Source organism: Pseudomonas sp. RA_15y_Pfl1_P11, from assembly GCF_963970975.1.
GTDB classification, from domain to species: Bacteria; Pseudomonadota; Gammaproteobacteria; order Pseudomonadales; family Pseudomonadaceae; genus Aquipseudomonas; species Aquipseudomonas tritici.
Genome location: NZ_CAXAOY010000021.1, coordinates 91,411 through 109,380, shown reverse-complemented (window position 1 = coordinate 109,380; position 17,970 = coordinate 91,411). Strand labels below are relative to the sequence as shown.

Annotated in this window: 21 protein-coding genes and 1 other RNA gene; 11 read left to right on the top strand and 11 right to left on the bottom strand. The window is 60.5% G+C overall.

Annotation, left to right across the window (positions count from 1 at the left end; translation table 11 throughout):
- Nucleotides 1-210: 210 nt before the first annotated feature.
- Complete coding sequence (locus AACY44_RS23440; RefSeq protein ID WP_339415188.1) at nt 211-681, bottom strand: Lrp/AsnC family transcriptional regulator; 471 nt, start codon at nt 679-681, stop codon at nt 211-213.
- A gap of 127 nt (nt 682-808) precedes the next feature.
- Between AACY44_RS23440 and AACY44_RS23435 the strand changes: the two genes are divergently transcribed.
- The 6 genes from AACY44_RS23435 (at nt 809) to AACY44_RS23410 (ending at nt 6,065) form a co-directional block, all read left to right on the top strand.
- Nucleotides 809-1,147: a hypothetical protein gene (locus AACY44_RS23435; RefSeq protein ID WP_339415187.1), complete on the top strand. Its 339-nt coding sequence runs from the start codon at nt 809-811 to the stop codon at nt 1,145-1,147.
- Nucleotides 1,148-1,230: 83 nt separating this feature from the next.
- The gene (locus AACY44_RS23430) at nt 1,231-2,910 is read left to right on the top strand and encodes a GspE/PulE family protein (RefSeq protein ID WP_339438215.1); all 1,680 of its coding nucleotides are present in this window, start codon (nt 1,231-1,233) and stop codon (nt 2,908-2,910) included.
- Between the two features lie 77 nt (nt 2,911-2,987).
- Nucleotides 2,988-3,908, top strand: a complete 921-nt coding sequence (locus tag AACY44_RS23425; RefSeq protein ID WP_339436175.1) for an SPFH domain-containing protein — start codon at nt 2,988-2,990, stop codon at nt 3,906-3,908.
- Between the two features lie 10 nt (nt 3,909-3,918).
- A complete protein-coding gene (locus AACY44_RS23420) occupies nt 3,919-4,365 on the top strand; it encodes an NfeD family protein (RefSeq protein WP_339415184.1) in 447 nt (148 codons plus the stop codon).
- A 67-nt stretch (nt 4,366-4,432) separates the two neighbouring features.
- A complete protein-coding gene (locus tag AACY44_RS23415) occupies nt 4,433-4,747 on the top strand; it encodes a DUF2388 domain-containing protein (protein ID WP_339415183.1) in 315 nt (104 codons plus the stop codon).
- A gap of 175 nt (nt 4,748-4,922) precedes the next feature.
- On the top strand, nt 4,923-6,065 hold the full coding sequence (locus tag AACY44_RS23410; RefSeq protein WP_339436176.1) for a DegT/DnrJ/EryC1/StrS family aminotransferase: 1,143 nt from the start codon (nt 4,923-4,925) through the stop codon (nt 6,063-6,065).
- An 82-nt stretch (nt 6,066-6,147) separates the two neighbouring features.
- Here AACY44_RS23410 and gcvH read toward each other — a convergent pair whose 3' ends face one another.
- From gcvH to AACY44_RS23365, 9 genes are all read right to left on the bottom strand, one after another.
- Nucleotides 6,148-6,531 (bottom strand): glycine cleavage system protein GcvH, encoded by a 384-nt coding sequence (gene gcvH, locus AACY44_RS23405; protein WP_339415181.1) that lies wholly within the window; start codon nt 6,529-6,531, stop codon nt 6,148-6,150.
- Between the two features lie 53 nt (nt 6,532-6,584).
- A complete protein-coding gene (gcvT, locus tag AACY44_RS23400) occupies nt 6,585-7,667 on the bottom strand; it encodes a glycine cleavage system aminomethyltransferase GcvT (RefSeq protein ID WP_339415180.1) in 1,083 nt (360 codons plus the stop codon).
- 156 nt (nt 7,668-7,823) lie between these two features.
- Entirely contained in the window at nt 7,824-9,440 is a 1,617-nt protein-coding gene (locus AACY44_RS23395) for an ABC transporter permease (RefSeq protein WP_339415179.1), read from the bottom strand.
- Nucleotides 9,441-9,601: 161 nt separating this feature from the next.
- Nucleotides 9,602-10,606, bottom strand: coding sequence for an extracellular solute-binding protein (locus AACY44_RS23390; protein WP_339415178.1), 1,005 nt, complete (start codon nt 10,604-10,606; stop codon nt 9,602-9,604).
- A 162-nt stretch (nt 10,607-10,768) separates the two neighbouring features.
- Nucleotides 10,769-11,986 carry a 2-octaprenyl-3-methyl-6-methoxy-1,4-benzoquinol hydroxylase gene (locus AACY44_RS23385; protein WP_339436194.1) on the bottom strand — a complete coding sequence of 406 codons (1,218 nt, stop codon included), beginning with the start codon at nt 11,984-11,986 and terminating at the stop codon, nt 10,769-10,771.
- Between the two features lie 9 nt (nt 11,987-11,995).
- Nucleotides 11,996-12,481 carry a DUF4442 domain-containing protein gene (locus tag AACY44_RS23380; protein WP_339415177.1) on the bottom strand — a complete coding sequence of 162 codons (486 nt, stop codon included), beginning with the start codon at nt 12,479-12,481 and terminating at the stop codon, nt 11,996-11,998.
- On the bottom strand, nt 12,474-13,661 hold the full coding sequence (gene ubiH / locus AACY44_RS23375; protein WP_339436178.1) for a 2-octaprenyl-6-methoxyphenyl hydroxylase: 1,188 nt from the start codon (nt 13,659-13,661) through the stop codon (nt 12,474-12,476). Before ubiH ends, AACY44_RS23380 begins: the two co-directional genes overlap by 8 nt.
- Nucleotides 13,658-14,980 carry a Xaa-Pro aminopeptidase gene (pepP, locus tag AACY44_RS23370; RefSeq protein ID WP_339427624.1) on the bottom strand — a complete coding sequence of 441 codons (1,323 nt, stop codon included), beginning with the start codon at nt 14,978-14,980 and terminating at the stop codon, nt 13,658-13,660. The genes ubiH and pepP overlap by 4 nt, the downstream gene beginning before the upstream one ends.
- A gap of 20 nt (nt 14,981-15,000) precedes the next feature.
- Nucleotides 15,001-15,558, bottom strand: coding sequence for a YecA/YgfB family protein (locus AACY44_RS23365; protein ID WP_339427623.1), 558 nt, complete (start codon nt 15,556-15,558; stop codon nt 15,001-15,003).
- Between the two features lie 138 nt (nt 15,559-15,696).
- On the opposite strand from AACY44_RS23365, the gene AACY44_RS23360 reads away from it, so the two are divergent.
- The 4 genes from AACY44_RS23360 to AACY44_RS23345 all read left to right on the top strand — a co-directional run bounded on the left by AACY44_RS23360 (nt 15,697) and on the right by AACY44_RS23345 (nt 17,115).
- Nucleotides 15,697-15,906, top strand: a complete 210-nt coding sequence (locus AACY44_RS23360) for a TIGR02449 family protein (protein WP_339415172.1) — start codon at nt 15,697-15,699, stop codon at nt 15,904-15,906.
- Complete coding sequence (locus AACY44_RS23355) at nt 15,903-16,220, top strand: cell division protein ZapA (protein ID WP_339415171.1); 318 nt, start codon at nt 15,903-15,905, stop codon at nt 16,218-16,220. Before AACY44_RS23360 ends, AACY44_RS23355 begins: the two co-directional genes overlap by 4 nt.
- Before the next feature lie 30 nt (nt 16,221-16,250).
- Nucleotides 16,251-16,429: non-coding RNA, 6S RNA (gene ssrS / locus AACY44_RS23350), on the top strand.
- A 56-nt stretch (nt 16,430-16,485) separates the two neighbouring features.
- Complete coding sequence (locus tag AACY44_RS23345) at nt 16,486-17,115, top strand: 5-formyltetrahydrofolate cyclo-ligase (RefSeq protein WP_339415170.1); 630 nt, start codon at nt 16,486-16,488, stop codon at nt 17,113-17,115.
- Nucleotides 17,116-17,122: 7 nt separating this feature from the next.
- On the opposite strand, the gene AACY44_RS23340 is transcribed toward AACY44_RS23345, so the two are convergent.
- Nucleotides 17,123-17,272: a hypothetical protein gene (locus tag AACY44_RS23340; protein WP_339415169.1), complete on the bottom strand. Its 150-nt coding sequence runs from the start codon at nt 17,270-17,272 to the stop codon at nt 17,123-17,125.
- A 195-nt stretch (nt 17,273-17,467) separates the two neighbouring features.
- On the opposite strand from AACY44_RS23340, the gene AACY44_RS23335 reads away from it, so the two are divergent.
- Complete coding sequence (locus AACY44_RS23335) at nt 17,468-17,917, top strand: EVE domain-containing protein (RefSeq protein ID WP_339415168.1); 450 nt, start codon at nt 17,468-17,470, stop codon at nt 17,915-17,917.
- Nucleotides 17,918-17,970: the final 53 nt, after the last annotated feature.

Below are 17,970 nucleotides of genomic sequence, written 5' to 3'. Positions count from 1 at the left end.
AGAAAGAAGCCGTGATCGGCAGATGCGCGCCTTGGAACGCAAGGCACGCAAACTTGGATTGCAGCTGGTTAAAGCGGCTTAAATTTTAAGAGCAAAAACAATGAGTTATTTTTTGTTTGATAAGAGCGGGCTGGCTCGCGAAAGCAGTGGATCAGAAACACATTCGGTGACTGACACGCTGCTTTCGCGAGCAACCCCGTTCCCACAAGGTCAGCGCAATACTGGCAGGCTGGTCGTGGACTTGATCTCGGATAGCGCCACAATCGAATTGACCTCCTGAATCCCCGGCACCATCGACAGCTTCTCGAAGAAAAACCGCTCATACGCTTCAATGTCCGAAGTGACAATTCGCAACAGAAAATCCACCGCCCCCATCAGCACATAACATTCCAGCACTTGCGGAAAGCCGCGAATCGCGTCGGTGAACTCAGTGAAGTTGGAACGGCCGTGGGCGTTGAGTTTGACCTCGGCGAATATCTGCGTGTTGAGACCGATCTTCTTGCGATCGAGCAAGGTGACCTGGCCGCGGATCACCCCCTCTTCCTTGAGCCGCTGGATGCGCCGCCAGCACGGCGACTGGGACAGGCCCACCTGCTCGGCAATTTGCGCACTGGAGAGCGACGCGTCTTCTTGCAGCAGGGCCAGGATACGGCGGTCGTAGGCGTCCAGCTCGCTGTGCATATAAATACCTTCCAAGGTGCTTATCTTGAATTGATTGATTCGATTATTCGCAAAACAGGCTCATCTTAGATAAAAAATCTCCCACGGCGAATGTAAAAATTTCTCCAGTCAAATCTGGAGCTTTCCCATGCACGGCGTCGAAACCACTCACCCTGTCACTCGCGCCGATGCGTGGGCCACCAACAACGCCCATTGCCAGGCGCATTACCAGATCGTCGCCGAGGCGGAGCCGGATGCGCTGTGCCGAGTGCTCAACTATTTCGCGCTGCAGTTTTTGACACCGCGACACGTCACAGTGAACAGGGAGGATGACGTGCTGAACATCGGTATCGTGATGGACGGCCTGAGCTGGCACCGCGCCCAGGTGATCGGTGAAAAGATTCGAAACCTGATCAACGTGTGCGAGTTGGATGTGTGGTCGGCGGACTCTACGGGGCTTCAAACGATGGTGGCGGGCGCTCGGTAAAAAGCTGCAATACACCCTGGGAGGCAAATATTCAGGGGCTGGCTAGCCTGGGATTTACGCCCACTGCCCCCAGGAAAACCTTCATGCTCGTTGACCAACGTTTGGAATTGCATCAACTGTTGCCGGCTTTGGTCGACGGAAAACTGATCACACCCGAGGTTGCGCAACGCTTGTCGGCGCTACCGGCCAGTAACACCCAGCATCCCTTGGAAAGCATCGCAGCCCTTGGCCCCAACCTGGAAACCCTCACCGAATGGCTTGCCCAGCATGCAGGGCAACCTTATTTGCGTATCGACCCGTTGAAGATCGACGTGGGGACGGTCGTGCCGCTGATGTCCCACGCCTTCGCTCAACGCCACGCCATACTGGCGGTGGCGGTGGACGCACAGACCGTCACCGTCGCCAGCGCCCAGCCCCACGTCACCAGTTGGGAAGCTGGGCTCGCCCAGGTGCTCAAGCGCTCGATCAAGCGAGTGGTCGCCAACCCCCAGGACATCGCCCGCTGTATCGGCGAGTTTTACCGGCTGGCGAAGTCCGTCAGCGGCGCCGATCAAAAGGTCGCGGCGCCTGGCCATGTGGACCTGCTCAACCTTGGCGCCAGCGACCAGGAGCCTGATGCCAACGACGCGCATATCGTCAATATCGTCGACTGGCTGCTGCAGTACGCCTTTGCCCAGCGCGCCAGTGATATCCATATTGAACCGTGCCGTGAACAGGGCCGTGTGCGCTTTCGCATCGATGGGCTGCTGCATGACGTCTATCAGTTTCCGCCCCAGGTCACGATGGCCGTGGTCAGCCGCCTGAAGAGCCTGGGCCGCATGAACGTGGCGGAAAAACGCAGGCCACAGGATGGCCGGGTCAAAACCAAAAGCCCGGCGGGGGCGGAAATCGAGCTGCGTCTTTCCACCCTGCCGACAGCATTTGGCGAGAAACTGGTGATGCGGATTTTCGACCCTCAGGTGCTGCTCAAGGGCTTTGACCAGTTAGGCCTGTCCAGTGAGGACCAACAACGCTGGCTCGCCATGACTGGCCAGGCCAACGGCATCATCCTGGTCACCGGCCCTACGGGTTCGGGCAAGACCAGCACCCTGTACACCACGCTCAGGCAACTGGCGACCCGGGAGGTCAACCTGTGCACCGTGGAAGACCCGATCGAGATGGTCGAACCCGCGTTCAACCAGATGCAGGTGCAACACAACATCGACCTGACCTTTGCCAGCGCCATCCGCGCCCTGCTGCGCCAGGACCCGGACATCATCATGATCGGTGAAATCCGCGACCAGGAAACCGCTGAAATGGCGATCCAGGCCGCGCTGACCGGGCACTTGGTGCTATCCACACTGCATACCAACGATGCACCCAGCGCTATCAGCCGCTTGCAGGAGCTAGGCATTGCTCACTATTTGATCAAGGCCACCTTGCTCGGCGTAATGGCGCAGCGGTTGGTGCGGGTTTTGTGCCCTCACTGCAAACGTGCGCTGGGTGAGGTTCATGAGGCCGTCGGGTGCGTTGAATGCCGAAACAGTGGTTTTCGGGGGCGAGCCGGCGTTTACGAAATCATGGTATTGAACGAAGAGCTCAAGGCGCTGATCACGCCCGGCGCCGACGTGCAGGCCCTGCGCCAGGCAGCGGTTGCACAAGGCATGTGCAGCCTGCGCAGCGCGGGTATGCAAAAAATCGAAGCGGGGCTGACCACCATGGCGGAAGTATTGCGGGTGACCCCTGGGGATTCGGTAACAAATCCTTTGTTTGTTACGCGGTGAAACCGTTCTTATCGGTGACAACACCGTTACAATCGGCCGAACGTCGTTTCACTGACACCATCAGATAGGGAATCGCTATGCAGATCGGAACCGTACTGCTTCTTTTTGTGGGCCTGGCCATCGCCATCCTGCTCATGGGCTTCAAGGTCGTACCCCAAGGGTACCAGTGGACGGTCGAGCGTTTTGGCCGCTACACCAACACCCTCAAACCTGGCCTGAACATCATCATCCCGGTCATGGACCGCATTGGTCGCAAGATCAACGTGATGGAAAGCGTGCTGGACATCCCGCCCCAGGAAGTGATCACAGCCGACAACGCCGCCGTGCAGATCGACGCCGTGTGCTTCTTCCAGGTGGTCAACACCGCCCAGGCGGCTTATGAGGTCAATAACCTCGAACACGCCATCCGCAACCTGCTGCAAACCAATATCCGTACTGTGCTCGGCTCCATGGAGCTGGACGCCATGCTCAGCCAGCGTGACGGTATCAACGAAAAACTGTTGCGCACCGTTGATGAAGCTACCGCGCCATGGGGCATCAAGATCACCCGTATCGAGATCAAGGACATCAGCCCACCCGCCGACCTGATGGCAGCAATGTCGGGCCAGATGAAAGCCGAGCGGATCAAGCGTGCGCAGATCCTGGAGGCCGAAGGCCTGCGGGCGTCGGCGATCCTGACAGCCGAAGGCAAGAAGCAGGCACAAATTCTTGAGGCCGAAGGTGGGCGCCAAGCTGCGTTCCTGGAGTCTGAAGCCCGTGAGCGTCAGGCTGAAGCTGAGGCTCGTGCGACTCAAGTCGTTTCCGAGGCGATCGCCACCGGTAACGTTCAAGCCATCAACTACTTCGTCGCGCAAAAATACATCGACGCCCTGGGCAAGCTGGCGTCGGCCAACAACAGCAAGGTCATCCTGATGCCGCTGGAAGCCAGCCAGGTGATCGGTGCGGTCGGCGGTATCGGCGAGATCGTCAAGGCAACGTTCGACAACAAGAAAGGCTGAGGCCAGCACCATGTGGGATTTCCTGCAGCATTTGTCGTTCTGGGATTGGCTGGCACTGGGGACGGTGCTGTTGATCCTTGAAGTATTTGGCGCCGGTGGGTATCTGTTGTGGATGGGTATCGCAGCGGCTGCCGTGGGCGTGATCAAATTCCTGGTGCCGCCCCTGGGGCTGGAGTGGCAGTTGCTACTGTTTGCCGTGTTGTCGATCCTGACCGCAGTGTATTGGTGGAAGCGTCAGCGCAGCAGCGCCAAGGCGAGTGACCAGCCCGGGCTGAACGAACGTGGCTCGGCGTTTATCGGCCGCACGTTTATCGTGCATCAGGCGATCGTGGACGGCCGGGGCAAAGTGAAGGTCGGCGATGGCGTGTGGATGGTGACCGGCCCGGACAGCCCTATAGGCGCCCAAGTCCGGGTGGTCAGCCAGGAGGGCGTGGTGTTAAAGGTTGAAACTGTTTAGTCAGTGATGGAACTCGGCTGGGCTATCTACAATCATAATTCACAGATACCCACCGGAGTCACCCATCATGCGTCTCAAATATGCTGTCGCAACCCTTGCTGTGCTTTCCCTCCCTGTCGGTTCAGCCATGGCCGACAGTTTCTGGCGCAATATCATCTCGTCGGGCGCCACTACCGGCTCGACGTACCTGACGTTCAAGGACCACAAGCTGGTGGTTGCCGCACAAGACGACGCCGGCAGCTTTGTTGCCAGCGACGGCGGCATCCGTGGCCCATACCTGGAAGCCGCAATGCAGAAAGTCCGCGCCGATAACCCTGGCCTGCAGGCCACGGATATGGAGCTGGCCAACGCCATCCTCGCGAAAAACGCCGTTACCGAGTGATTTCATCGCTCTGAAAAATGCCGCTGCTGAAGCGGCATTTTATTGCCCCCGTTTTAACCCGCAGTATGACAATTCATTCACGGACGACAGGCTATATTCAGTCAGCCCGTGCAACCATGCCGGTACTGATACCTCGCCTACTCATCGCCAATCTGAAACGGATGCCTTCGTCGTCATGAGCCAACAGCCCTTCCTGCCGTTTTCCAAACCAACCATTGACGAAGCCACCATCTCGGCGGTTGGCGATGTATTGCGCTCGGGCTGGATCACCAGCGGGCCGAAAGTGCAGGCATTTGAGGCTCAGTTATCTGAATACTTTGGCGGCCGCCCGGTGCGCACCTTCAACTCGGGCACCTGCACCATGGAGATTGCCTTGCGCATTGCTGGTATCGGGCCGGGCGATGAAGTCATCACCACGCCGATCTCCTGGGTTGCCACGGCCAACGTGATCCTGGAAGTCGGCGCTACGCCAGTGTTTGCCGATATTGACCCGATTACCCGCAATATCGACCTGGCCCAGGTGGAGGCTGCGATTACCCCGCGCACCAAAGCTATCATCCCGGTGTACCTCGCTGGCCTACCCCTGGACATGCCGATGCTGTATGCACTGGCCAACAAGTACAACCTGCGTATCGTCGAGGATGCTGCCCAAGCGCTGGGTTCAAGCTGGGATGGCGAGCGTATCGGCGCCACCGGGGATTTTGTGTCGTTCAGCTTCCAGGCCAACAAGAACATCACCTCTTCCGAAGGCGGCTGCCTTGTGTTGAACAATACCGAAGAAGCGCGGCTGGCAGAAAAGTACCGCCTGCAAGGCGTTACCCGCACAGGCTTCGACGGCCTGGATGTGGATGTGCTGGGTGGCAAGTTCAACATGACCGACATCGCCGCAGCCATCGGCTTGGGGCAGTTTGCCCATATCGAAAAGATCACCGCTCACCGCCAGAACCTGGCGCGGCACTATTTCAAATGCTTTGGCGATGACTTTGAAGCGCAATACGGCGCGCAACTGCCGCCGGCTGATTTCGAAAACAGCAACTGGCACCTGTTCCAACTGGTGCTGCCGGAGCGTCAGGACGGTCTGCCGGCACGCGCCACATTCATGGAGCAGATGCAGGCCCGCGGCGTCGGCATTGGCTATCACTACCCGCCGATCCATCTGCTAAGCCTTTATCGGGCGCAGGGGTTCAAGGAAGGCATGTTTCCGGTGGCGGAAAAGGTAGGGCGTTTGATCGTGTCATTGCCGATGTTTACGGCGATGACAGAGGCGGATGTGGAGCGGTCGGTGGCAGCCGTGAAGGCCGTCTTGAAAGCGAGCTGAAAAATCTGGCTCACCACAACCAAATGTGGGAGCTGCGGTGCGCAGCTCCCACATTGGTTTGTGCTGTTTCAGCTATTGGCGTTTACTCGCCGATGGCGGCTTTGTAACCGGCCGCATCCAGCAGTTTTTCCAGATCACTCGGGTTGCTTGGCTTGAGCTTGAAGATCCACGCGCCGTACGGGTCGGAGTTCAGCAGTTCAGGGCTACCGCTCAGCTCCTCATTGACTGCAATCACTTCGCCTGCAACCGGGGCGTAGATATCCGAAGCAGCCTTCACCGACTCAACCACCCCCGCCTGGCCTTCGGCTTCAAACGTAGCGCCAACTTCAGCCAGTTCAACAAACACCACATCACCCAACGCTTCCTGGGCATGGTCGGAGATCCCGACGGTCACGGTGCCGTCAGCTTCCAGGCGTGCCCATTCGTGGCTTTCGGCAAAACGCAGGTCGGCAGGGATATCGCTCATAGTCTGTGTCCTCAAGAAGTAATGTCAGCGGCCTTCGGCCTGCCGGGAATAGGTTAGATCAAGGTCTTGCCATGGCGCACGAAGGTCGGTTTGACCACTCGAACCGGGTACCACTTGCCGCGGATTTCCACTTCGGCCCGATCGGCGGTGGCCGTCGGTACACGCGCCAGGGCAATGGATTTGCTCAGCGTAGGAGAGAAACTACCACTGGTGATCTCCCCTTCGCCAATATTGGCGATACGAACCACCTGGTGAGCACGCAGAACCCCGCGTTCCTCCAGTACCAGCCCGACCAGTTTGAACTGCACACCCGCCGCTTTTTCCGCTTCCAGCGCGGTGCGACCAATGAAATTTCGCTCGGCAGGTTCCCAGGCAATACTCCAGGCCATGTTCGATGCCAGGGGCGAAACGTCCTGGTGGATGTCCTGACCATACAGGTTCATGCCAGCCTCCAGGCGAAGGGTATCCCGGGCGCCGAGACCGATGGGTGAAATCCCCGCGCCCACCAGGTCGTTGAAAAAGCCTGGCGCCTGATCAGCAGGCAGGACAATCTCCAGGCCATCTTCGCCGGTGTAGCCCGTGCGCGCGATAAACCAATCGCCATCGGCGTGGCCTTCGAAGGGCTTGAGCTGGTTAATCAGCATGCTGCGAGACTGGGTGACCAGCTCGGCAATCTTCTGCCGTGCATGGGGGCCTTGGATGGCGAGCATGGCCAACTCAGGGCGCTCATGCAGCTGCACCTGGTAATTGCCCAGTTGCGCGTGCATCCACGCCATGTCCTGATCGCGGGTGGCTGCGTTGACCACCAGCCGATAAGCGTCCTCGGTGCGGTAGACAATCATATCGTCCACCACGCCGCCCTTTTCGTTGAGCATGGCGCTGTACAACGCACGGCCGCAGCCATGCAGACGTTCGACATCATTGGCCAGCAAATACTGCAGCCATTCCTTGGCCTGGGGGCCGCTGACATCGATCACGGTCATATGAGATACATCGAACACCCCGCAGTCGCGTCGCACCTGGTGGTGTTCTTCAACTTGCGAGCCGTAGTGCAGAGGCATATCCCAACCGCCAAAATCGACCATTTTCGCGCCGAGGGCGAGATGTAGGTCGTACAGAGGCGTACGCTGTCCCATGGGTTTCTCCTTCCGGGCGTGGCGAAGGTGCGCAGCGTTGCCGTTCGTGCCAAACACCTTGAATTACAAGGCCCGCAGCCACGCCCAGCGACTCGACCCGAAAGACGGGCCGCACCGAATGCCGCGCATTGTAGCTGCAAGCTGTAGGACTGGCACCTAACCGATTTGCCGGGCAGAGCGTCGGATCAGCCCGATTACCGGTAACAGGCCCACCAGCACCAGGGTCAACGCCGGCAAAGAGGCCCGTGCCCACTCGCCTTCGCTGGTCATTTCGAAAATCCGAACCGCCAGGGTGTCCCAGCCGAACGGGCGCATCAGCAAGGTGGCGGGCATTTCCTTGAGCACGTCGACAAACACCAGCAGCGCTGCACTCAGGGTACCCGGCAGCAACAACGGCAGATACACTTTGCAAAACAGTCGCGGGCCACTGACGCCCAGACTGCGTGCTGCTTCCGGCAAGGACGGGCGGATGCGCGCCAGGCTGTTTTCCAGCGGCCCATAGGCCACCGCCAGGAACCGCACCAAGTAAGCCAGCACCAATGCCGACAGGCTGCCCAGCAGCAACGGCTTGCCCGCACCACCGAGCCAACCAGACAGCGGCACCACCAGCTCACGATCCAGATAACTGAACGCCAACATGAGCGATACCGCCAGTACCGAGCCCGGCAAAGCATAGCCAACATTGGCCAGGCTGATGCCGGAGCGGATCGCCCGGGTCGGCGCCAGGCGGTTGGCAAATGCCAGCACCAACGCCACGCTTACGGTGATCAACGCTGCCATGCCGCCCAAGTAGAGCGTGTGGACGATCAGGCCCGAATAGCGCTCATCCAAGTCGAAGCGGCCGCGCTGCCAGAACCAGACGACCAGTTGCAGCATCGGGATGACAAACGCACAGGCGAACACCAGCCCGCACCAGCCACTGGCCGCTGCTGCCTTGAGCCCACGCAAGTGATACAGCGCCTTGCCCCGAGGCCGCTCATTACTCGGCCGGCTGGCACCGCGTGCGCGACGTTCACCGTACAGCACCAACATCACCACCAGCAGCAACAGGCTGGCCAACTGTGCCGCGCTGGAAAGGCTGAAGAAGCCATACCAGGTCTTGTAGATGGCGGTGGTGAATGTATCGAAGTTGAACACCGAGACCGCACCGAAATCCGCAAGCGTCTCCATCAATGCCAACGCCACCCCGGCACCAATCGCCGGCCGCGCCATGGGCAGGGCCACGTGCCAGAACGCTCGCCATGGCGATTGCCCCAGCACCCGCGCCGCTTCCATGAGGCCTTTGCCCTGGGCCAGGAACGCCGTGCGCGCCAGCAAATACACATACGGGTAAAAGACCAGCACCAGCACGATGATCACACCACTGGTCGAGCGCACGCGCGGCAGGCGCAGGCCGCTGCCGAACCATTCGCGCAGCAGGGTTTGCACCGGGCCGGCAAAATCCAGCAGGCCCACAAACACGAAAGCCAGCACGTACGCGGGAATGGCGAAGGGCAACATCAGCGCCCAATCGAGCCAGCGCCGTCCGGGGAATTCGCAGAGGCTGGTCAACCAGGCCAGACTGACGCCCAACAAGGTCACACCGACACCGACGCCCAACACCAGGGTGAGGGTGTTGCCCAGCAGGCGCGGCATCTGGGTTTCCCAGAGGTGGGACCAGATCTGCGCATCGATGCTCTGCCAGGACAGCAACATCACGCTCAGCGGCAGCAGCACCAGGGCAGCGACGGTGAAGACTGGCAGGTACCAACGGCGTTGGGCGGGGTGGGCCAATGAGAAACTCTCAGAATATTAAAGACTTTCAAGGCGCCGCTAACCAATGTGGGAGCGGGCTTGCTCGCGAATGCAGTGTATCAGTCACACATGCATCGACTGACACGACGCTTTCGCGAGCAAGCCCGCTCCCACATTTCGATCTACGGCGTTTTACAAATTTAGTTCCAGCCAGCCCTATCCATCAACCGAATCGCCTCAGCCTGACGCTTGCCCGCCACTTCCACCGGCAAGGTGTCCGCCACGAATTTACCCCAGGATGCCACTTCGGCCGACGGCGCTACCGCCGGGTTCGCCGGGAACTCCTGGTTCACGTCGGCAAAGATCTTCTGCGCCTCAGGCGTGGTCATCCACTCCACCAGCGCCTTGGCGGCTTCCGGGTGCGGCGCGTGCTTGGTCAGGCCAATACCCGACAGGTTCACATGCACGCCACGGTCGCCCTGGTTCGGCCAGAACAGCTTTACCGCCAGGTCCGGCTTCTGCTTGTGCAGGCGGCCGTAGTAGTAGGTGTTGACGATCCCTACGTCGCACTGCCCGGCGTTGATGGCTTCGAGCACCGCGATGTCATCGGAGAATACGTCGGTGGACAGGTTGTTGACCCACCCCTTGACGATTTCTTCGGTCTTGGCCGCGCCATGGGTTTCGATAAGGGTGGCAGTCAGCGACTGGTTGTAGACCTTTTTCGCCGTACGCAGGCACAGACGGCCTTCCCACTGTTTGTCGGCCAGGGCTTCGTAAGTGGTGAGGTCACCCGGTTTTACCCGGTCGGTGGAATAGGCGACGGTCCGCGCGCGCAAGCTCAAGCCAGTCCAGGCGTGGGCCGACGAGCGATACTGCAGCGGAATATTCTTATCGATCACCGTTGAGGTGAACGGTTGCAGGATGCCCATCTGCTCGGCCTGCCAGAGGTTGCCGGCATCCACGGTGAGCAGCAGGTCGGCGGTGGCATTCTCGCCCTCGGCCTTGATGCGCTGCATCAGCGGGGCTTCCTTGTCGGTGATGAACTTCACCTGCACGCCGGTCTTCTGGGTGTAGGCGTCGAACACTGGCTTGATCAGTTCGTCGATGCGCGAGGAGTAGACCACCACTTCGTCGGCGGCCTGCACGGTGGTGCTGCCGATCAGGGTGAGTGCCAGGGCAGTCAGGAGGCGCTTGGGTGCCAGCATGGGGGCGGTCTCTCATTTGCGAAAAGAGGGCAAATGATAAGGACTCACATTTGGTGGTGCTTGCCGCAGGCGTTACCAGATGTTGCATAGCCAACTTTTTGCGGTGGAGCTGATGGCCTCTTCGCGGGCAAGTCCGATCCCACAGGGGACCGGGCTTCGATGTCAGGGTTTTGCCAGGTCAGGAAGATCGCCGGTCAGGCCCAGCGCCTGGCGTACAAACACGGCCTTGGCTTCGGGCATCTGGTCGACCAGCTTCAACCCGGCATTACGCAACCAGCGCAGCGGTAGTTGGTCAGCCTGGAACAGCCGCTCGAAGCCTTCCATCGCCGCCATCAACGCTAGGTTATGCGGCATGCGTCGGCGTTCGTAGCGGCTCAGCACCTTCACATCCGCCAGGCGCTCACCGCGCTCGGTCGCCGACAGCAGCACTTCGGCCAGTGTCGCTGCGTCAAGAAAGCCCAGGTTCACGCCCTGCCCCGCCAATGGATGGATGACGTGGGCCGCGTCGCCGATCAACGCCAACCCTTCGGCCACATAGCGTTTGGCATGACGTTGGCGCAACGGCACACAAACGCGCGGGTCGGCGCTCAGCACCGCACCCAACCGGCCTTCAAAAGCCCGCTCCAGTTCACGGCAGAAGCTTTGATCATCCAGCGCCATCAGGCGTTCAGACTCAGCGGGCGTGGTCGACCAGACAATCGAGCACCAATCCTCCTGCCCATCCCGCACAAGCGGCAGGAACGCCAGCGGGCCGGTATCGGTAAAGCGTTGCCACGCCGTGCGCTGGTGCGGCTCGCTGCTACGCACGCTGGTGACGATGGCGTTATGCAGGTAATCCCATTCACGGGTCGCCGTGCCGGTCAGGCGGCGCACGGCGGAGTTGGCGCCATCGGCGGCAACCACCAACGGCGCACGCAACTTGCGCCCATCGGCCAGGGTCAGCAACCAGTCATCGCCGGAGCGGCGCATCTGCTCCAGACGCGCGTTGGCCAACAGGCCCAGGTCGCAGTCGTGCAGACGGTCGAGCAAGGCATCCTGAACCACGCGGTTCTCGACAATATGCCCCAGCAACTCGGCATGCACGCTGGCCGCCGAGAAGTGGATCTGCCCGGTGCCGCTGCCGTCCCACACCTGCATCTCGCCATAAGGGCTGACACGGCGCGACACGATGCCGTCCCACACCCCCAGGCGCTCGAGGATGCGCTGGCTGGCGGCCGACAAGGCGCTCACGCGGGGTTCGAATGCGGCCTCGCGGTCGAAAGGCTTGACGCTCAGCGGGCTGCCGTCGAGCAGCAGCACCTGCAGGCCACTGCCTTGCAACGCCAGCGCCAGGGCGCTTCCGACCATTCCGGCCCCGACAATCAGCACATCTGCGCGCATGTCCATGCTTTAAGCCTGTCTCGCTGGCGGCTTACGCCGCACGTAAAGGGTTTTGTCGACCCGCGCCACCAGGGTGCCGGAGCCGTCATGTATCTCGACCTTGAGGTGGGGCAAGTACTTCTCGCCACCTTCGGTGTGTCGACGCACCTCAGCGAGCAAGGCGTCGTCGACGCAAAACTCGGCGTACACCGGGCCTTTGCCCGGCGAGATGAAATCGATGCTCGCGGCCTTGTCCCACACTATGTAGTCGCGGCCCAGGTTCTCCATCAGCATCAGCATGTAGAACGGATCCACCATCGAATACAGGCTGCCACCGAATTGCGTGCCGACATAGTTGCGGTTGTACCAGCCCAGGCCCATACGCACTTTGACCTGACGGAAATCGGCGCTCATATACCGGACGCGGACCCCCGCCCCCAAGTAAGGCGGATACAGGGTCATGATCCAACGCAACAACCGCGCCTTGCCCAGGCGCTCGATCAACCACTTACGCATCGGGACGCGTGCCCAGGCCCATGGCCTGACGGGCGAACCAGCGCTTGGCCGGCGGTAACAGGTCAAGGCCCAGCAGGCCCATGTTGCGGCCCAGCGCGACCAGCGGTTGGGCGCTGCCAAACAGGCGCGTGACCTGGTCGGAGAAGCCCACGGTAAGTTTCTGGTCGAGGCGCTGACGCTCGCGATAGCCCTGCAAGGTTGCCAGGTCGCCCGGTACTTGCGGGCCGGCCAGCAAGGCCTCAGCCAAGGCATTCGCATCGCGCAGGGACAAGTTGAAGCCCTGCCCGGCAATCGGGTGCAGGCTGTGGGCGGCATTGCCAAGGATTGCCAAGTGCGAACGCACTTGCTCCTCGGCCTCAACCAACGTCAGCGGGTACAGATGACGTGCGCCGACTTGCTTCAGGGTGCCCAGGCGGTAGCCGAACACGTCCTGCAATTCACTCAAGAAGCTACGTTCATCAAGGTTGGCCAGGCGCTGGGCATCCAAACCGATGCGCGTCCACACCAGCGCGCAACGGTTGTCCGGCAGCGGCAGCAAGGCCATCGGGCCTTCATCGGTGAAGCGCTCGAATGCTTCGCCGTTGTGGGCTTCGCTAGGCGTGATGTTGGCGATCAGCGCGCTCTGGTTATACGGGCGGGTTTTAACGCCGATGCCCAGTTGCTCGCGCAAGCCGGAACGGCCGCCGTCGGCCAGCACCGCGAGGTCGCATTCCAGCACGGTTTCATCGTTGAGGGTAAGGCGGTAGCCATCGGACAGCGGCTCCATGCGCGTGACTTCCGCCGGGCAGCGCCAACTGACCACGTCTTTATCCAGGCCCTGCCACAGGCACTGGCCCAGCCAGGCGTTTTCCACCACATAACCAAGGGCGGGCACGCCCTCTTCCATGGCCGACAGACGCGCCGTGGAGAAGCGCCCACGGTCGGACACATGGATCTGCTTGATCGGCTCGGCGCGACGGGAAATGCCCTGCCACAGGCCCAAACGCTGATAGATCTGCCGGGCGCCGAAGGACAGCGCCGAAGAGCGCGCGTCGTAGCTCGGCTGGTAGCTGTCGCCCGGCGCGAACGGTTCGATCAGCACGATCTTCCAGCCGCGCGCCTTGGCCCCCGCCTGCAACGCCAACGCCAGGCTGGCACCGACCAGGCCACCGCCGATGATCGCCAGGTTGACCCGGCTCATCGCGCAGCCGCCATCAGCGCTTCGATATCGGCGACGGTCTTGGGCACGCCGCCGGTCAGGATTTCACAGCCTTGCTTGGTTACCACCACGTCGTCCTCAATGCGTACGCCAATGCCACGCCATTTCTTTGCCACGTTCTGATTGTCCGGTGAGATGTAGATCCCCGGCTCAACGGTCAACGCCATACCGACTTCCAGCACACGCCACTCACCGCCCACTTTGTACTCGCCCACATCATGCACATCCATACCCAGCCAGTGGCCGGCGCGGTGCATGTAGAACGCTTTATAGGCTTCGCTGGCGATCAGCTCGTCGACGTCACCCTGCAACAACCCAAGCTTCACCAGCCCGGCGGTTATGACGTGCACTGTGGCCTCGTGGGCCTGGTTCCAATGCTTGTTGGGGGCGATCTGGGCAAAGGCAGCTTCCTGGGAGGCCAGCACAATTTCGTAGACCGCCTTCTGTTCGGGCGAAAACTTGCCGTTGACCGGCCAGGTACGGGTGATGTCGCTGGCGTAGCAGTCGATCTCGCAACCGGCGTCGATCAGCACCAGGTCGCCGTCCTTGAGCAGCGCGTCATTCTGCTGGTAATGCAGGATGCAGCTGTTGCGGCCAGCGGCGACGATGGAACCATAAGCCGGCATTTTCGCGCCGCCCTTGCGGAATTCGTAGTCCAGCTCGGCTTCCAGGCTGAACTCGTGCAAACCAGCCCTGCTGGCCTGCATCGCCCGCACATGGGCGGCGCAGGAGATGCGTGCGGCCTCGCGCATCACCTTCACTTCTGCCGCCGATTTATACAGACGCATGTCGTGAAGCAGATGATCCAGGGCAACGAATTCGTTCGGTGGCTGGGCGCCGAGGTGCGCTTTAGAGCGGATCACGTTGATCCACTCCATCAGGTGCCGGTCGAATTCGGCGTTGCTGCCCATGGCCGAATACACCCGGTCGCGGCCTTCGATCAGGCCGGGCAGGATGTCGTCGATATCGGTGAAGGGGAAGGCATCGTCGGCGCCAAAGTCGCGAATTGCGCCTTCGGTGCCGGCGCGCAGGCCGTCCCAGAGCTCGCGTTCGGCATTGCGTTCGCGGCAGAACAGCACGTACTCGCCGTGCTGGCGGCCGGGCATCAGCACGATCACCGCTTGCGGCTCGGGGAAACCGCTCAGGTACTGAAAATCGCTGTCCTGGCGGTACACGTGTTCGACATCACGGTTGCGGATCGCCACGGCGGCGGCCGGCAGGATCGCGATGCTGTTGGGTTCCATCTGCGCCATGAGCGCCTTGCGGCGCCGCGTGTATTCCGCTCGGGGGATATGAATCATGGACAGATGGGCTTCCTTTCTTAATGCAGCGACGGCTTGGGTGCAGCGGGCTCAGCAGACTTCTTGGTCTCTGTGAATAGCAGCAGCGGCGCGACGCGCAGGTATTCCATCACCTCCATGTAGTCGCCTTCACCGTCCTCGGATTCTTCCAGGGCGTCTTGCACCTGGGAGATGGCTGCCAGGTCCTGCAACACTTCCTTGGCGTCGGTGCTCAATTCCAGGCCGCCGGCGTTTACGCCAAAGCCGTGGAGGAAACCTTGGCACCATTGGCCCAAGGCTGCAGCGCGTTCGGTGAGCGGCGCGTCGTCAGTCGGCAGCAGCAGGACCACGGTGACGTCATCACCGGTCAGCTCGCCCTTGACCATCTGTTGCAAGCCGATCAGCGCGTTACGCACGTTGTCGGTCGGCTCGGTTTCGAGCAGCTCGGCCACATCGGCCAGCCAGTTATCAGCGTCAAAGCCAACGCCGGTGCAACTACGGCCCAGGAGCACGCCGTGCAGTTCGGCAGGCGAGCAGGGGTGGCCGCTGGCGCTCAGCAGTTTGGAAAAAGCATCGTACGGGGAGTTCTGAATAGGCATGGTGAGCTAGGCGCCAGACGGCGCAATGTCTAGAATGGAGCGTCGTATCCTAGCACCGGCAGGCGTACCAAGACTATCAAGGGCGTCAGATCGTTTATCCTGCAGTTGCCATTCATCAGACAAATCCAGTGGAACCCAATGGAAGACACCGACCTGCAAGCGCTGATGGCCAGACTCGAATTGCTAATTACCCGGGTCGAGCAACTAAAGACTCAAAACGGACTCCTATTAGCTCAGGAAAAGACCTGGCGCGAGGAACGCGCTCACCTCATTGAAAAAAACGAAATCGCCCGGCGTAAGGTCGAATCGATGATTTCGCGCCTGAAGGCCCTGGAGCAAGACTCATGAGTTCAAGCAATAGCGTCACCGTGCAGATCCTCGACAAAGACTATTCGATCATCTGCCCCCAAGAAGAGCGCAGCAACCTGGTGAGCGCCGCCCGCTACCTGGACGGCAAGATGCGTGAAATCCGCAGCAGCGGCAAAGTGATCGGCGCCGACCGCATTGCCGTGATGGCCGCGCTGAATATTACTCACGATTTACTGCATAAGCAGGAACGCCCTGACGTGCAGGCCAGCGGCTCTACCCGTGAGCAGGTGCGTGACCTGCTGGAGCGTGTTGATCTGGCGCTTTCCAGCGACACAGACGCACCCAAGGGCTGATTGCCGCGACTGTTTAAGGTATACTCGCCCCACTCCCTGGCGTGTTTGCCAGTCGGCGATGTCCCTGAGCCGATTCGCACTACCCTGGAAGTTGCACGTTGGGCTGGTGTGCATGTCCGCTAGACGGAAAGCCTTAAAGCCTACTGCATCTTCCACCTTGAACTTTCGGGTTCAAGGGCTAAGTCGACAGCGGCTCTGTCGGGGAGCCTGAATTCCCAAACTCAATGCCAGTCCTCGGACTGGCATTGTTTTATGAGCCGAAACCATGACCGAACCTGCGCCGCTTTCCCGTCCGCACCTTCGACGCATGTTGCGCCAGGCCCGCCGCGCCCTCACGCCAAGCGAGCAGCGCAAGGCCGCCCACGGCCTGTATCGGCAACTGGCACAGCACCCGCTGTTTCGCCGGGCCAAACATATCTCTTTGTATCTACCGACGGACGGTGAAATCGATCCGCGCTTGCTGCTGCGCGCAGCCCAGCGCCGAGGCAAGGCCACGTACCTGCCGGTACTCAGCGCCTGGCCGCGAACCAAGATGGTGTTCCAGCGCGTAAGGCTTGGGGAAAAGCTGATGCCCAATCGGTTTCGCATTCTGGAGCCACGGGTGAATATCAGCCGTCAGCGCAAGGTCTGGGCGCTGGACCTGGTGCTGCTGCCGTTGGTAGGGTTCGATGATGCGGGTGGGCGACTGGGCATGGGCGGCGGGTTTTACGATCGCAGCCTGGCTTATCTGGCGCGCCGCAAGAGCTGGCGCAAGCCGACGTTGCTGGGCCTGGCCCATGAATGTCAGAAGGTCGATCGGTTGGCGCAAGCGAGCTGGGACGTGCCGTTGGCGGGCACCGTAACAGATAAGAATTGGTACATCGCACAGACGCCACTGGAATCAGCGGCGCCTTGAAGAAGTGTTAACGCTTGAACGGTTGCGACTGCTGCTGAGCCAGTTCAACGGGAGCATCGGTGTTGTTCGACCACAAGCTTTGTGCATACCCGGTGGTCACGACGCCCAGACCAAACAAAATCACCAAAATCCATAGTAAATCCGGTTTACGTTGCATCGATTGCCCCCCTGCAGGCACCTCGTAAACGATGACAACAACGTTCCAAAGGAGTCCGTTGCAGCTGCGCCAAGCTTTAAAAGCCGGCATTCTGCGGTAACGTGAACCAACACGCAAACCTTGGCGCCAACCGACTGTCGGTTTGTCATCAAATTACCTGACAACTTGCCCACTGTCTTTTTCAGGAGCCCAAAGATGGCCTATTGGTTGATGAAATCCGAGCCCGATGAACTCTCTATCAAAGGCTTGGAAAAGCTCGGTGAAGCGCGCTGGGACGGGGTGCGCAACTACCAGGCGCGCAACTTTTTGCGCGCGATGGCGGTAGGTGACGAGTTTTTCTTTTACCACTCCAGCTGCCCCGAGCCTGGCATTGCCGGCATCGGCAAAATCGTCGAAGCGGCCTATCCGGACCCCACAGCGCTAGAACCAGAAAGCCACTATTTCGACGGCAAGGCCACCCGGGAAAAAAATCCGTGGAGCGCGATCAACGTTGCGCACGTCCGGACCTTTCCCAACGTGCTGGGCCTGGGCTATCTGAAACAACAAGTCGCCCTCGCCGAATTGCCCTTGGTGCAAAAAGGCAGCCGGCTTTCGGTGATGGCCGTCACGCCCGAGCAATGGGCCGCCGTGATCAATTTGCTTTAACTGACCGGCATCAAGGCCCTCTCAGGGCAAACCGGTCACACTGGAACGCTAAA

What these genes read in the sequence shown, in the direction of transcription:
- AACY44_RS23440 (WP_339415188.1), bottom strand. Translation starts at nt 681, where the DNA reads ATGCACAGCGAGCTGGACGCCTACGACCGCCGTATCCTGGCCCTGCTG.
- AACY44_RS23435 (WP_339415187.1), top strand. Translation starts at nt 809, where the DNA reads ATGCACGGCGTCGAAACCACTCACCCTGTCACTCGCGCCGATGCGTGG.
- AACY44_RS23430 (WP_339438215.1), top strand. Translation starts at nt 1,231, where the DNA reads ATGCTCGTTGACCAACGTTTGGAATTGCATCAACTGTTGCCGGCTTTG.
- AACY44_RS23425 (WP_339436175.1), top strand. Translation starts at nt 2,988, where the DNA reads ATGCAGATCGGAACCGTACTGCTTCTTTTTGTGGGCCTGGCCATCGCC.
- AACY44_RS23420 (WP_339415184.1), top strand. Translation starts at nt 3,919, where the DNA reads ATGTGGGATTTCCTGCAGCATTTGTCGTTCTGGGATTGGCTGGCACTG.
- AACY44_RS23415 (WP_339415183.1), top strand. Translation starts at nt 4,433, where the DNA reads ATGCGTCTCAAATATGCTGTCGCAACCCTTGCTGTGCTTTCCCTCCCT.
- AACY44_RS23410 (WP_339436176.1), top strand. Translation starts at nt 4,923, where the DNA reads ATGAGCCAACAGCCCTTCCTGCCGTTTTCCAAACCAACCATTGACGAA.
- gcvH (WP_339415181.1), bottom strand. Translation starts at nt 6,531, where the DNA reads ATGAGCGATATCCCTGCCGACCTGCGTTTTGCCGAAAGCCACGAATGG.
- gcvT (WP_339415180.1), bottom strand. Translation starts at nt 7,667, where the DNA reads ATGGGACAGCGTACGCCTCTGTACGACCTACATCTCGCCCTCGGCGCG.
- AACY44_RS23390 (WP_339415178.1), bottom strand. Translation starts at nt 10,606, where the DNA reads ATGCTGGCACCCAAGCGCCTCCTGACTGCCCTGGCACTCACCCTGATC.
- AACY44_RS23385 (WP_339436194.1), bottom strand. Translation starts at nt 11,986, where the DNA reads ATGCGCGCAGATGTGCTGATTGTCGGGGCCGGAATGGTCGGAAGCGCC.
- AACY44_RS23380 (WP_339415177.1), bottom strand. Translation starts at nt 12,481, where the DNA reads ATGCGTAAGTGGTTGATCGAGCGCCTGGGCAAGGCGCGGTTGTTGCGT.
- ubiH (WP_339436178.1), bottom strand. Translation starts at nt 13,661, where the DNA reads ATGAGCCGGGTCAACCTGGCGATCATCGGCGGTGGCCTGGTCGGTGCC.
- pepP (WP_339427624.1), bottom strand. Translation starts at nt 14,980, where the DNA reads ATGATTCATATCCCCCGAGCGGAATACACGCGGCGCCGCAAGGCGCTC.
- AACY44_RS23365 (WP_339427623.1), bottom strand. Translation starts at nt 15,558, where the DNA reads ATGCCTATTCAGAACTCCCCGTACGATGCTTTTTCCAAACTGCTGAGC.
- AACY44_RS23360 (WP_339415172.1), top strand. Translation starts at nt 15,697, where the DNA reads ATGGAAGACACCGACCTGCAAGCGCTGATGGCCAGACTCGAATTGCTA.
- AACY44_RS23355 (WP_339415171.1), top strand. Translation starts at nt 15,903, where the DNA reads ATGAGTTCAAGCAATAGCGTCACCGTGCAGATCCTCGACAAAGACTAT.
- AACY44_RS23345 (WP_339415170.1), top strand. Translation starts at nt 16,486, where the DNA reads ATGACCGAACCTGCGCCGCTTTCCCGTCCGCACCTTCGACGCATGTTG.
- AACY44_RS23340 (WP_339415169.1), bottom strand. Translation starts at nt 17,272, where the DNA reads ATGCAACGTAAACCGGATTTACTATGGATTTTGGTGATTTTGTTTGGT.
- AACY44_RS23335 (WP_339415168.1), top strand. Translation starts at nt 17,468, where the DNA reads ATGGCCTATTGGTTGATGAAATCCGAGCCCGATGAACTCTCTATCAAA.